Annotated in this window: 11 protein-coding genes; 2 read left to right on the forward strand and 9 right to left on the reverse strand. The window is 56.7% G+C overall.

Going from position 1 to position 12920, the window contains the following annotated elements:
* Positions 1-4 precede the first annotated feature (4 nt).
* Both E8K88_RS00290 and E8K88_RS00295 read right to left on the reverse strand, forming a co-directional pair.
* A complete protein-coding gene (locus E8K88_RS00290; protein ID WP_136404644.1) occupies positions 5-1027 on the reverse strand; it encodes an ABC transporter permease in 1023 nt (340 codons plus the stop codon).
* Positions 1028-1096: 69 nt separating this feature from the next.
* Positions 1097-2194, reverse strand: a complete 1098-nt coding sequence (locus E8K88_RS00295) for a siderophore ABC transporter substrate-binding protein (RefSeq protein WP_136404645.1) — start codon at positions 2192-2194, stop codon at positions 1097-1099.
* Positions 2195-2833: 639 nt separating this feature from the next.
* Here E8K88_RS00295 and E8K88_RS00300 point away from each other — a divergent pair.
* Positions 2834-3103 (forward strand): SWIB/MDM2 domain-containing protein, encoded by a 270-nt coding sequence (locus E8K88_RS00300; protein ID WP_136404646.1) that lies wholly within the window; start codon positions 2834-2836, stop codon positions 3101-3103.
* A 100-nt stretch (positions 3104-3203) separates the two neighbouring features.
* Here E8K88_RS00300 and E8K88_RS00305 read toward each other — a convergent pair whose 3' ends face one another.
* From E8K88_RS00305 to E8K88_RS00320, 4 genes are all read right to left on the reverse strand, one after another.
* Entirely contained in the window at positions 3204-4187 is a 984-nt protein-coding gene (locus E8K88_RS00305) for a quinone oxidoreductase family protein (protein ID WP_136404846.1), read from the reverse strand.
* A gap of 111 nt (positions 4188-4298) precedes the next feature.
* Positions 4299-5126 (reverse strand): SDR family oxidoreductase, encoded by an 828-nt coding sequence (locus tag E8K88_RS00310; RefSeq protein ID WP_136404647.1) that lies wholly within the window; start codon positions 5124-5126, stop codon positions 4299-4301.
* Positions 5127-5331: 205 nt separating this feature from the next.
* Positions 5332-6843 (reverse strand): tripartite tricarboxylate transporter permease, encoded by a 1512-nt coding sequence (locus E8K88_RS00315; protein WP_136404847.1) that lies wholly within the window; start codon positions 6841-6843, stop codon positions 5332-5334.
* 22 nt (positions 6844-6865) lie between these two features.
* Complete coding sequence (locus tag E8K88_RS00320; RefSeq protein ID WP_136404648.1) at positions 6866-7357, reverse strand: tripartite tricarboxylate transporter TctB family protein; 492 nt, start codon at positions 7355-7357, stop codon at positions 6866-6868.
* A gap of 594 nt (positions 7358-7951) precedes the next feature.
* Here E8K88_RS00320 and E8K88_RS00325 point away from each other — a divergent pair.
* Positions 7952-10105, forward strand: coding sequence for a GGDEF domain-containing protein (locus E8K88_RS00325; protein WP_168797199.1), 2154 nt, complete (start codon positions 7952-7954; stop codon positions 10103-10105).
* Between the two features lie 54 nt (positions 10106-10159).
* Here the strand turns inward: E8K88_RS00325 and E8K88_RS00330 are convergent, their stop codons facing one another.
* The 3 genes from E8K88_RS00330 to E8K88_RS00340 are packed head-to-tail and all read right to left on the reverse strand — an operon-like array spanning position 10160 to position 12919.
* Positions 10160-10936 carry a DeoR/GlpR family DNA-binding transcription regulator gene (locus E8K88_RS00330; protein ID WP_168797200.1) on the reverse strand — a complete coding sequence of 259 codons (777 nt, stop codon included), beginning with the start codon at positions 10934-10936 and terminating at the stop codon, positions 10160-10162.
* Between the two features lie 10 nt (positions 10937-10946).
* Positions 10947-12035 carry an ABC transporter ATP-binding protein gene (locus E8K88_RS00335; RefSeq protein ID WP_136404651.1) on the reverse strand — a complete coding sequence of 363 codons (1089 nt, stop codon included), beginning with the start codon at positions 12033-12035 and terminating at the stop codon, positions 10947-10949.
* 53 nt (positions 12036-12088) lie between these two features.
* A complete protein-coding gene (locus E8K88_RS00340; protein ID WP_136404652.1) occupies positions 12089-12919 on the reverse strand; it encodes a carbohydrate ABC transporter permease in 831 nt (276 codons plus the stop codon).
* Between the last annotated feature and the right edge of the window lies 1 nt (position 12920).

Raw genomic sequence — 12920 nt, forward strand, 5'->3', positions numbered from 1 at the left:
ACAATTACCCCAGCTCCGCGCGTTTGCGCCATAGCAATGCCAGGAACAACACACTGCCCAACACGCCCATGATGGTGCCGATCGGGATTTCAAACGGATGGATGACCAAGCGGCCAATGATGTCACACAGCAACATCAAGGCCGCACCTGCAATCGCCACCCAGACCACCGAGCGGCGCATTTGATCGCCCATGAAGAGGCTGACCACATTGGGCACGATCAAACCCAAAAAGGGAATGACGCCCACGGTGACGACAATCGATGAGGTCACCATGGCCACAATCAGCAACCCGACAAACATCCAACGACCGTAATGGACGCCCAAACTGGTGGCCACCGATTCACCCATGCCAATGACCGTGAAACGGTCTGCGGCAAAAAAAGCCGCCACCGTCAAGGCCAAGGACACCCAGAGCAACTCATACCGGCCTTGCAGCACCGCAGAAAAATCGCCAACCGTCCATGCGCGTATCGCTTGGAGCATGTCAAAGCGGTACGCCAGAAACGAGGTCACGGCCTCAATCACACCAGCAAATACCAACCCAACCAGCGGCACAACCAGGGCGCTGCGCATCGGAATGCGCTGCAAGATCAGCAAGAACACGCCTGTGGCTGCCAAGGCAAAACAGGCGGCAATCAGCATTTTGCCCAGCAAAGCCATGCCAGGCGCCACCAAGGCCACGACCAGCATGCCCAAGCTGGCAGCACTGACGGTGCCCACGGTCGCTGGCTCGACAAAGCGGTTGCGTGCAACCATTTGCATGATCATGCCAGCCACTGCAATACTGGCACCCGCCAGCAGCAGCGCCAAGGTTCTGGGAATGCGGCTGATGAACAGCACTTGTGCAATCACATCATTGGCTGCGGGGTTGAGCACATCGCGCAATGAAATGCTACTGGCGCCAACCAGCGTGCTCCACAGCGCCAGGCCACACAGGACCAGACAGGCCAGCACGTAGGCGCCTGTGCCCTGCAAGGCGCGCCGCCACAGACTTTCACGCTGGTCTTTGAGAGAAGTCACTGGCATGCAAACAATGGAAACAAAAGCTCAATCGGTCATTCAAAGGAAAACCACGTTCAATCAGCGCATGGCAGCTTATTGTGTCGCAGTGCCGCCAGCAGTTTTGGCGAACACCTGGTGCAATTGGCGCACGTTCTGGCGCAGCGCCGTGATGCCGGCATTGTCCAGCACATACCAGTTGGTCGCATTCAAATAGACGATCTGCGATTGCTTGCCAGCATTGGTCGCCTTGATCAAGCCGTTGTCCAGCAAGCGCTCAGCGGCTGCGCCTTCACGGCCAATCGCACTGTCACGGTCGAGCACCAGCAGCCAATCGGGATTGGCCTGCAAAATAAACTCGAACGAGATCGACTGGCCATGGCGTGCATCACCACTGTTGGCCTGGGCAGGCTGCACGCCATAGCTATCAAACAGCACGCCCATGCGCGAGCCTGGGCCATAGCTGTTAATGCGACCGCCACTGACCAGCAGCAGCATGGCTTTACCTGCATGAGGGGTAATGGCCTTCAAATCCTCGATTTCGCTTTGCGCTTGCTGGATCAAGGACTCGGCCTGGCCCTGCTTGCCAAACAACTCGCCGAGTTTGCGCAGATTGGCAAACACGCTCTCTACCGCATTGCTCTCGTCAATGGCCATGTCGACCGTAGGGCCGAGTTTGGCCAATTCTGCTTGGCGCGCCTCGCTGCGACGGCCAATGAAGATCACCTCGGGCGAGAACACACGAATGGCCTCGTAATTGGGCTCAAACAAACTGCCCACCTTGGGCACGCTGGCCGCTTCGTAGGCTTTCAAATGCTCTGGCATCTTGAAAGCAGGCACAGCCACCTCTGCATCGACGCCCAAGGCGTCCAGCATATCCAGCGTGGCCAAATCAAACACCACCACTTTTTGAGGATTCAAAGGCACATTGGTGCTGCCTTTGAGCTGCACGAACTCGTAGCGCTGGCCTGATTGCGCCGCCACTGTTGGAGCGGCTGCGCTTTGCGCCTGGGCCTGCAGTGCCACGCCCATGCCGATCAAGACCAGAGCCGAAGCTGCTGCGCAGGCTTGGAATACGTGCTTGACGCGAGTAGCAGCAGCAGCAGCAGCAGCAGCAGTCTGGGCCGTCTTTGGCTGCAAAGCCACTGTTTGTTCACTGGTTGCAAAACCGACACGAGAAAGCAAAGCACGCATAGTGGTCACACTGAAAACGCCAAAAGCACCGCAGCTCCAATGGATGATCGGGGCAGCAGCACAGCAATAGCTTGATTAATGAGAATGATAGTCAGCATCGATTGTAACCGCACTACCAGACCGCAAGAACATGTTGGCGCCTGCTTTGCCAAATCTGCCGCTGGCCGCATACAGAGCACGCTGAGCACGCGCGCGATCCGCGCTCTTGATGCCAAGGCAGGCTCTGCACATCGCCCAAATACCTGTTGACGGCCAGCCAAGTGTCAAAAAACCAGCGGATCGATACAAAGATGCGCTTTGTTTCATAGGTTTTTCGCGCTCTTTGCACGAACTGGATACAGTGGGACAGATTTCATATTTACAATCGCCTCTCACCGCTGGCAGTTCGCAGATTTCAAACATGTCACCTGAGTCGTTTTCGATTCATTCTGACGCGACTGGGCTGCGGCGAAAATGGAAGATCGCACAGCAAGCGCTAGAATCAGGTTGTCTGTTCGCAGCAGCGACTTTTTTCGATTGCACTGACCTGCAATGCTCACAAGGATGTGAAGCAGCAGCTAAACTCCAAGCATCAGCCTTTGCCTCATCAAGCAAGTGCTTGCATGGCATTTGTCAACCTAATACTCTAAGGAACTTACAATGGCTACAGCCCAAAAGCGCACTCCTAATGCGGCATTCATGAAGCCTCTCAAACCGAATGCTGCGTTAGCCGCTGTGATTGGCGCAACTCCAGTTCCACGCACTGAAATCGTGAAAAAATTGTGGGACTACATCAAAGCCAATAACCTGCAAGACGCAGCGAACAAACGCAACATCAATGCCGACGACAAGCTGCGTCCATTGTTCGGTAAAGACCAGATCACCATGTTTGAACTGGCTGGCTTGATCGGTAAAAACGTCGAAAAATAAGCCGACGTCTCTGCCACTCATTAAAAAAGCGCCTTGTAGGCGCTTTTTTAATGGCTTCAATACAGCGCGTCACCCGTTTGCAAGGCGCACTGCATGCCGCTCAAGGCAATAAAATCGTTGAGCCGATGGTTTGCCGCGCTTCCAACTGGCGGTGGGCCTGCTGGACATCGTCCAGCGTAAAGCGCTGCTCCACATGGATTTTCACTGCGCCACTGGCCACCACGGCGAACAAATCATCGGCCATGGCCTGTGTGCGCTCGCGCGAGGTAGTGTGCGCAAACAAGGTCTGGCGCGTCACGTACAAAGAGCCTTTGGCCGCCAGCAAGGCAGGGGCAAACGCGGGCACAGGCCCAGAGGCATTGCCAAAGGTGACCATCAAGCCAAAGGCTTGCAGGCAATCGAGCGAGCCATCCCAAGTATCCTTGCCCACGGAGTCATATACCACCTTCACGCCTTTGCCACCGGTGATCTCGCGCACGCGCTCTACAAAATTGTCTTTGCGGTAGTTGATCGCATAGCGGGCGCCATTGGCCAGGGCCAGCGCGCATTTCTCGTCCGAGCCGGCCGTCGCAATAAATTGCAAGCCCAGCAGTTTGGCCCATTGGCAAGCAATCAAGCCAACACCACCGGCGGCGGCGTGAAACAACACATAATCGCCCGGCTCCAGGCCTTCAACAGGTTTGCATTTTTTCAGCAAATACTGCGCAGTCAGACCTTTGAGCATCATCGCCGCGCCACTCTCATAGGAGATTTCCTTGGGCAGACGGCAGACGTTTTGCGCAGGCATCACGCGCTCCTGGGTATAGCTGCCAATCGGCCCGCTGGCATAAGCAACCCGGTCACCGACTTGCAGGTGCTCAACGCCTTGGCCGACCTCCAGCACCTCGCCAGCAGCTTCCATGCCCAGGCCCAGTGGCAAATCATTGGGATACAGGCCTGTGCGGTGGTAGACATCGATGTAGTTGACACCAACCGCATGGTGGCGAATACGCACCTGCCCTGCTTGGACTGGGCCAACGGGCAGATCAACGATCTGCATGACTTCAGGCCCACCAAATTGCTGAATTTGCACCGCCTTGACCATGAACATATCTCCTTGTGTATTGGATTTGGAAATCGACTCAAGGCAGCGCCGCTGGCACTGCCTGCACACCAGCCAAGCTGGCGCCGTGCCTATCTGAACGTATGTACGACCTCAGAACGTGCCTGGGTAGCTGCCACCATCAATCAGACAGTTTTGCCCGGTGATATAGGCCGCCTGCTGGCTGCAGAGGAAGGCGCAATAAGCACCAAACTCGTCAGCCTGCCCCAAACGTCCAGCCGGAATGGCCGCGGCTTGTTGGTGGCGCACTTGTTCAATGGTCTGACCGGATTTCTCAGCCATTACTGCGAAATTGCCTTTGAGGCGGTCCGTGTCGAATTTGCCTGGCAGCAGGTTGTTGATCGTCACCCCTTTGGCGGCAATGCCAGAGCGCGCCAGGCCTGCAACAAAGCCTGTCAAGCCGCTGCGTGCGCCATTGGACAAGCCCAGGATGTCAATAGGTGCTTTGACTGCACTGGAGGTGATGTTGACAATGCGGCCAAAGCCACGCTCGGCCATGCCATCAACAACGGTTTTGATAATGTCGATGGGCGTCAACATATTGGCCTGGATTGCAGCCAACCACTCGGCATCGCCCCAATTGCGGAAATCGCCAGGAGGCGGGCCGCCGGCATTATTGACAACAATGTCAAACGCGATGCCTGGCCCCTCTTTCACGCTAAATACCTGTTCACGGCCTGCGGGTGTGGTGATGTCGGCAGCAACCGCCAGCACCAGCGGTGCTTGGCTTTTACCGCGCTCTTGCGCCCAGGTTCGGGCCAGCTTGCCCAGCTCATCGGCAGCCTTGTTCAGACGCACTCCGCCTCGGCCATTGATGACGACGTTGACGCCCTCTTGCACCAGCGCCCGTGCGCATCCCAGACCCAAACCTGCGCTGGAGCCACACACCAGCGCCCAACGACCTTCGATACCCAATTTCATGGTGAGAGACCACTTTCCTTAAAATGATTTGGACGCTTGGCGGCATCTAAAGCCACCAGCGACCTCAATTCACAACAGCGCCACATTGTGCCTTGCTTGCGTCCATCGTGCCACGCTCGGTGTACAGCCAGTGCACCACGGCAAAGGAATGAAAAAACCGCCTATTGCAGGCGGTTTTGACGTATTGGCTGAGCGTTTAAACCACTCAATCCTCGACGAATGCTTCTTCACGTTTGCTGCGAATCGATGGCAGCAGCACAATCAACAGCAGCAGGCCTGCAGCAATCAGCAAGCCAGCAGAGATTGGGCGATTGATCAGCACACTCCAGTCACCGCGCGAGAGCAGCAAGGCGCGGCGCAGGTACTCTTCCATCATCGGACCCAGGATAAAACCCAACAGCAGCGGTGCAGGCTCAACGGCCAGTTTATGGAACACATAACCGATGAAGCCGAAAATACCGACCAACCAGATGTCGAAAGCGTTGTTATTGGTGGTGTAAACACCCAATGCACAGAACAGCACAATCGATGGGAACAGCCAGTTGTAAGGCACGGTGAGCAATTTGATCCAGATGCCAATCAATGGCAGGTTCAAGATGATCAGCATGGCGTTACCGATCCACATCGATGCAATCAAGCCCCAGAACAGCTCAGGGTTGTTGGTCATCACCTCAGGGCCCGGCTGGATGTTGTGGATTGTCATCGCACCCACCATCAAAGCCATCACCGCGTTAGGTGGGATACCCAATGTCAACAATGGAATGAAGGAAGTTTGTGAGCCAGCGTTGTTCGCCGATTCAGGCGCAGCCACACCGCGGATATTGCCCTGACCGAACGGCACTTCGCCCGGACGCAATTTGGTTTTCTTCTCCAGTGTGTAGGACGCAAAAGATGACAACAAAGCACCGCCACCAGGCAAGATACCCAGCACAGAGCCAAGCAAAGTACCGCGGAAGATCGCAGGAACCATCAATTTGAAGTCTTGCTTGGTTGGCATCAAACCGGTCACTTTGGTGACCATGATGTCGCGGCTCTCTGCTGGACGGGCCAAGTTGGCGATGATCTCACCGTAGCCGAACACCCCCATCGCAATCACGACGAAGTCGATGCCGTCAGTCAATTCAGGAATATCCAAGGCGTAACGCGCAACACCAGAGTTGATGTCGGTACCAATCATGCCCAACAGCAGACCCAGCACAATCATCGAAATCGCTTTGAGCAACGAGCCCGAAGCCAGCACCACCGCACCGATCAAGCCCAGTACCATCAGCGAGAAATACTCAGCCGGGCCGAACATGAACGCCACAGCAGTCAATGGCACAGCAAACGCTGCAATCACCAAGGTACCAAAGCAACCGGCGATGAAGGAGCCAATACCGGCCGCGGCCAACGCTGGTCCCGCTCGCCCCTTCTTGGCCATCTGATAGCCATCGATCACCGTCACCACCGAGGCCGATTCACCTGGCAAGTTCACCAAAATCGCCGTGGTCGAGCCGCCGTACTGGGCGCCATAGTAAATACCGGCCAACATGATCAGGGCCGAGACAGGCTCCAAGCCGTAGGTGATTGGCAGCAGCATCGCAATCGTGGGCACCGGGCCCAGTCCTGGCAATACACCAATCAAAGTACCTAACAAACAACCGACAAAAGCGTAGAGCAGGTTTTGCGCCGTCAGTGCGACGCTGAAACCCAGCGCCAAATGGTCAAACATTTCCATCATGATTTATTCTCCGCTGCGCTTATCCAATGAAGCTGGGCCACACAGGCAGCACCAAACTCAAGCTCTTGATGAAGATCAAGTAACTGCCAAGCGCCAATACGGCACCCAGAATCACGCTGGACTTGAACGAAACGTTATGGCCTGCACGACTGGCAATAATCGTCAGTGCAAAAATCGCCACGATCAGACCAAAAGAGGGAATGCCCACCGAAGGCAAACCCACCAGCAAAATACCGAAAGCAAAGTTGGCCGCCAGGATATAGAACAAAGGCTTCCAACCCCATTTGCCAATCGGGTCACCGTCTGGCGGAGGGTTTCTTCTGAAGATCGATGCCAGCACAATCAGCCCGCCCAGGATAGACAGCAAGATTCCCAGAATCATCGGAAAGTAGCCAGGCCCCATACGGGCCGCTGACCCCACCGTGTAATTGGTTGCGCCAACCGCAAAGGTCACACCGATTGCGGTAAACATCAAGCCAGCAAAAAAATCTTTTTGACTTTTTATGAGCATGCGCAAAACTCCTAAAAAACGCGCTTTAACTCGACAACAGGCGATTGCCCTGCTCCTGTATTGCACAAGGTCAAAACAATGCCACTGAAGCTTTCACCGGCGGAATTCTCGCGCTTCAGCTGTGTTGTCATTACAAGGAAACCCCTAATGCTTACGCATTTGTTCGTCTTTTTTATGCCTTTTGCAATGCAATCTGACTTGAAGCTGACTTATGTCTGACTAATTACTGACCAATCATCAGAATAGATTCATTGCCGTCGATGCACGCCCGGTTCAAATCAGCACCCAATGCGTGCTGGCGTACACGCGAGCCGAAGGATTGCGTATGCTGAGCATCCCTAATAGGGTTGGCACGACTGCCTGTAAGCGCTGGGGTTTTTTATGATCAGATGCGTCTAAGCGGTTCAAAATCTCCACGCCATTCGCGCTGGGGCTCCAACAACACCTTGCGCCGCCAAGTGCGCAGTGCGGCATGGCCTGTTTACCCCCTCACACACATGGGCAGTAGCAGGCCGCCATTACTGCCACCGTATAGGCGCCTTACAGGGCTGCATGGCGATTGTGATCAGGGCCCCAGCAGTCCATAGGGAAACAGTGACACCACTTCACCTTGCCCCCAATCCACAACGCGGCCTCAAGCTGCCGCGCTGGGTATGGGCAATCGTGCTGGGCGTGGGCGCCCTGCTAATAGCATTGGCATACCTGCTGGGCACTGTGCTCAAGCAAAGCGTTCCTACACCGGCAGTCACTACATCGCTGAACGCAGAGCCGTCGCTGCTGCGCTATACCGCACAACTCACCAACCAGGCCCTGAGTGACAAACAACGCCTGCTCGATGCCTATGCGTACACGCTGGGTTTTGTCGATAGCAACGACAGCCTTGCCAAGAAGCAATGGCTTAACAGCCACGGCGATCTGGTGAGTCGACTGTTTGAAGAAACCTGGCTGGTGTTTTTGCCCAGTGCCTCCTCCTCAAATGCTGCACCTGCCGATTTGGTCAGTTGGTTACTGCGTCCTGGCCAAGCAGCAGTGGCCACACCGCTCACCGGCCCAGTCGCTGGCAAGTTCAGCGAAATACTTGCGCACAAGCTCACCACCAGTATTGAAATCTCATACCTGGTCGAACAAGGCCAAACACGCGTAGTCCATGCCAGCCCGGCCTTGAACAAGCAAGGTGTGCCGATCGCTGTATTGGTTGCCCTGACGCCATTGAGTGGCTATTTATCGCTCGATGGCATTGGCTGTCTGAACACCCCAGATGGCCAGTACACGCTGCCCCTGCCATCGAACGCAGCGGTGCTCGGGCCATTTATCATCAATGCCCACAAACAATTGCTGGCCACCTCGGCCGGGCAAGACACCGAGCAGCTACAAGCACTGCTCAATCAAACTTCAATGCAGTGGCAAGCAGCAAACCCGCCTCGGTCTCAGATGGACTACGCACTGCAATGGCAGCGTATTCCAGGCACCACATGGCAGATGGGTTTAGCAATCGCCCAAGCAGAAACACAGACCTCAGAATTCTGGAGCGGGGGCCAAGCCTTGAGTCTGGCAACCGAAGATGAGGCGTTGAGCTGGGCGCTATTGGTTTTGAGCCTGGCTCTAGGGTTGGGACTGCTGGCTTGGCGCAGCTGCGTCTACCAGCGCAGCAGGACTGGGCCTACGCCAGACAGCTTCACATTGCAGCCGGGCGCCAGCGCCAATTCGGATCGATTGAAATCCAGCCACTCCCACAGACATGCAGGCCTGACGCCGGGCAATGCGGAGCAGGCGTTTGACTCCCAGGGGCCACCCCCGACAACACCACACGGCCAACTACCACCAGGCAGCCTGCCCCTGAGCCTGAGCATGGACCAGCTCAAGCATTCCCGCCAATGCCTGGTCTTGCTGCAGCACAGCAAGATCCAAGCGATGAGCCAGGCAGCTTTGGAGTTTCTGCAAGCAGACAGAGCACAGCCCACGCCGCGTGCCATCCACAAATTGCTGGCACAACCAGCCGACTATGAGCGCCTGCGTTTCTTGATTGGCGCTGCTGGCCAAAATCTGCAACCGTTTAGCCTGACGACTGAAATCATCGATGGCCTGGGTTTTCGCCATGTGGTCTACGCCCAAATTTATCCGCCCAGCGCCGATGCCCCGCACCAGCGCTTGGTGGTGTTTGAGGCCGAGCAGGCGCGGCTTGCACGCCTGTGCCCAGCAAATCTGCTGCCGCTGACAGAGCAGCTTCTCAACCCAATCTGTCACCTGCCCACCTTCGCGTATTGGCATGCGCTGCTAGCAGGCCAGTTGCGCCTGAGCGAGTTGCAATCCACCCCGCCAGGCTACGTGCTGTACTTGGCCATTGATGGCTTTGCCAGCTTAAGCAGTGCTGGCAGCCACGCATTCAGCGATGAGGCCTTGCGCTACACCGCCAATGCCCTGACCAACGCCTTGAGCCAATTGCCATTGCGCCATCTTCTGGGCCACATCCACAAAGAGCAATTTGCAGTGGCCTGCTTTGGGCTGGATGCGCAGCACGCCCAGCAGCTGGCCAAGCATTTGCAGCGCACGATTGCCCATTTGCAGGCCAGCTACCAAGGCGTGCCCATGCTGCTGAGCATCAGCGTGGGCCTGGCCGCACTGCCGCGGCGGCTGCATGCACTCGATGCCCAATTGAACGCAGCCGATTTGGCCTGCTTTGATGCCGCATCCAAAGGCATTGCAGGGCTGGAGATCGCCAAACCGTGCAGCACCACCGCGCTGGCTTAGAGCCTATTCAAAGTCTCGACGCAGTCGCGCAAGGCATAACAGCCACGCTGGGCATCAGTCTGCATCTGCCCGATCAACCACCACCAATTGAACCCCGGCACAGGCCTGCGCCAAATCTGCTGGCAGTGGGCAATCGGTGACCAGCACATGCACATCCGACCAAGGCAAACTGGTGATCAGCCCGGCAGCGGCAAACTTGCTCGCATCTGCCACCACAACCACCTTGGCCGCCTGCGTGACGACCGCTTGCTTGAATTCGGCCTCGAACGGATCGAAGTCCAAGCAGCCGCCAGCGCTCAGAGCGGCTACAGAACACACAAAATAATCGGGATGCAATTGGCTTGCAAAGCGCAGCGCATTGGCGCTGGCCATGGTCATGTCACTGGCCCTCAAGGTACCACCGGGCAGCAATACCGTGTGGCGCTCACCGCTGTGCGCCAGTGCTCTGCCGACCTCCAAAGACGGCGTTGCCACTGTCATGCCGCGTCGCTCGGCCAAGGCTTGGGCAACATAGCAAGCGGTGCTGCTGTTGTCCAGCATCAGGCTGGCACCGTCAGGCAGCAAGCTGGAGACCTGCCGCGCCAGGCGCCGCTTGACACCTACGTTGGTATGCAAGCGCAATTGAAACGGCGACTCCTGCATGTCTCGGTGCAAGCTCACGCCACCATGGAATTTTTGCACGATACCGTCGCCCTCCATGGCTTGCAGCTCGCGCCGGACGGTTTCGCCAGAGACGCCCAAACGCAGCGCCAACTCGTGTGTGGTGATCGTCGGTGTCGCCTTAAGAATTTCAATAATGCGCTCTTGGCGCACACTTAGAACTGGAGTCATGTGCATGGTATCAGGCGGCCAAAGACAATAAGCGTGCGCCGGACTGGGCATCAAACAGGCGCAGGCACGACAGCTCTGGTGTCAGCAAAATCGCTTGCTGGGTCACCAGGGCCGCATCAACATCCGCGCGTACCAGCACGTCGGCACTGCCGACGCGGATCTGCACATACGCTTCTGCGCCCAGCCGCTCGACCCGCTGCACAACGCCGTGCCAGCGCAACGCGCTCAGGGGCATTTCGGCAGAATCTGTTGCACTGCTAAGGTGCAGCTCTTCAGGGCGCAAGCCTAACACGGCACCGGGCTGCAGCACGGCATCACCAAACTGCGCTTGCAACCCATTCTCGCCAACACCCGCACCAGCAGGCACAGGTAGAAAATTCATTTGCGGCGAGCCAATGAACGAGGCAACAAAACGGCTTGCGGGTTGACGATAGACCTCCATCGGCGCACCGACCTGGCACACCTGGCCGCGATCCATCACCGCAATGCGCGTGCCCAAGGTCATGGCTTCAACCTGGTCGTGGGTCACGTAGACGATGGTGATGCCCAGCTCGGCATGCAAACGCTCCAGCTCACCGCGCATGTGCGTGCGCAACTTGGCGTCGAGATTGGACAGCGGCTCGTCAAACAAAAACACCTTGGGTTTGCGCACCAGCGCGCGCCCAATGGCCACGCGCTGGCGCTGGCCACCCGATAGCGCATTGGGCTTGCGTTGCAACAAATCGGTGATCTGCAGGCGCGCAGCGGCCTCTTGCACGCGCTGATCGATTTCGCTGCGTGAGAGCTTGCTGGTGCGCAGCAAACCAAAGGCCATATTCATGTACACCGTCATATGCGGATAGAGCGCATAGGACTGGAATACCATCGCGATGTCGCGCTCATGAGGCGCAGCATGCGTGACATCACGTCCGCCAATCAATAGGCGTCCTGCGCTGATGTCCTCCAATCCGGCAATCATGCGCAAGGTCGTGGATTTGCCGCAGCCCGATGGCCCAACCAGCACCATGAACTCACCGGCCTGAACTTCGAGGTCGAGCTGGTCAACCACGACATGGTCGGAATAGTGCTTGCTAATGCCTTGTAATGAGATGGCAGACATGGGTTTGAATCGTAGTGGCTAATAGGAAAAAAGCTTACTAATACGCAGAAGGCTTACTTTAAGCCAGCGTGCATGAAGCTGGAGACGAAGCGGCGTTGGAAGACAATGAACACCAGCATCAACGGTGCACTGACCACCATGGTTGCGGCCATCAGGCGGGGCCAGTCAGCACCGCTATCGGCTTTGGCCAGCAGGCCCAGGCCAATCGGCAAGGTTCGCACGGCTTCACTATTGGTCACCAGCAAAGGCCACATATAGTCATTCCAGTGCGTGACCACCGAGATCATCGCAAACGCAATAAGGGTCGGCCTGACCAGCGGCAAATACACATACCACAACGTCGCCCAGTGGCCGCAGCCATCCAGGCGCGCCGCATCGGCCAAGTCTTGCGGTACCTGGCGAAAGGCCTGGCGCAACATGAAGGTGCCATAGCCACTGGCAACAAACGGCACCATCAAGGCCCACAAGGTATTCATCAAACCCAGCTCGCGCACGGTGATGAAATTGGTCAGAAAGGTCGCGTATATCGGGAACATCACCTGCAGCAAGAACAGGCCAAACAGCAGATCACGGCCCGGAAATCGCAGACGCGCAAACGCATAGGCAGCCAGTGTGATAGTGGTCAACTGTGCCAGCAAAATGCCTGCCGTGACCAAGATGGAATTGATCAAATACGTGCCAAATGGCGCCACCGACAGCGCCGCTGGGTAATTGCCCCACTGCAGCACTTGCGGCCACCAGCCAGCGGCCGGATCAAAGATTTCCGTGCGGGTTTTGAGCGAGGTCAAAAGCATCCACACCAGTGGGCTGAGCCACAGCAGCAAAGCCGGCACCAGCAGCCAGTGCATCCAGCGCGAACGTGCAAAAGGTTTGAAAGCAGGCATG

This window comes from Lampropedia aestuarii (assembly GCF_004803635.1).
Taxonomy (GTDB): Bacteria; Pseudomonadota; Gammaproteobacteria; order Burkholderiales; family Burkholderiaceae_C; genus Lampropedia; species Lampropedia aestuarii.

What these genes read in the sequence shown, in the direction of transcription:
- E8K88_RS00290 (WP_136404644.1), bottom strand. Translation starts at nt 1,027, where the DNA reads ATGCCAGTGACTTCTCTCAAAGACCAGCGTGAAAGTCTGTGGCGGCGC.
- E8K88_RS00295 (WP_136404645.1), bottom strand. Translation starts at nt 2,194, where the DNA reads ATGCGTGCTTTGCTTTCTCGTGTCGGTTTTGCAACCAGTGAACAAACA.
- E8K88_RS00300 (WP_136404646.1), top strand. Translation starts at nt 2,834, where the DNA reads ATGGCTACAGCCCAAAAGCGCACTCCTAATGCGGCATTCATGAAGCCT.
- E8K88_RS00305 (WP_136404846.1), bottom strand. Translation starts at nt 4,187, where the DNA reads ATGGTCAAGGCGGTGCAAATTCAGCAATTTGGTGGGCCTGAAGTCATG.
- E8K88_RS00310 (WP_136404647.1), bottom strand. Translation starts at nt 5,126, where the DNA reads ATGAAATTGGGTATCGAAGGTCGTTGGGCGCTGGTGTGTGGCTCCAGC.
- E8K88_RS00315 (WP_136404847.1), bottom strand. Translation starts at nt 6,843, where the DNA reads ATGGAAATGTTTGACCATTTGGCGCTGGGTTTCAGCGTCGCACTGACG.
- E8K88_RS00320 (WP_136404648.1), bottom strand. Translation starts at nt 7,357, where the DNA reads ATGCTCATAAAAAGTCAAAAAGATTTTTTTGCTGGCTTGATGTTTACC.
- E8K88_RS00330 (WP_168797200.1), bottom strand. Translation starts at nt 10,936, where the DNA reads ATGACTCCAGTTCTAAGTGTGCGCCAAGAGCGCATTATTGAAATTCTT.
- E8K88_RS00335 (WP_136404651.1), bottom strand. Translation starts at nt 12,035, where the DNA reads ATGTCTGCCATCTCATTACAAGGCATTAGCAAGCACTATTCCGACCAT.
- E8K88_RS00340 (WP_136404652.1), bottom strand. Translation starts at nt 12,919, where the DNA reads ATGCCTGCTTTCAAACCTTTTGCACGTTCGCGCTGGATGCACTGGCTG.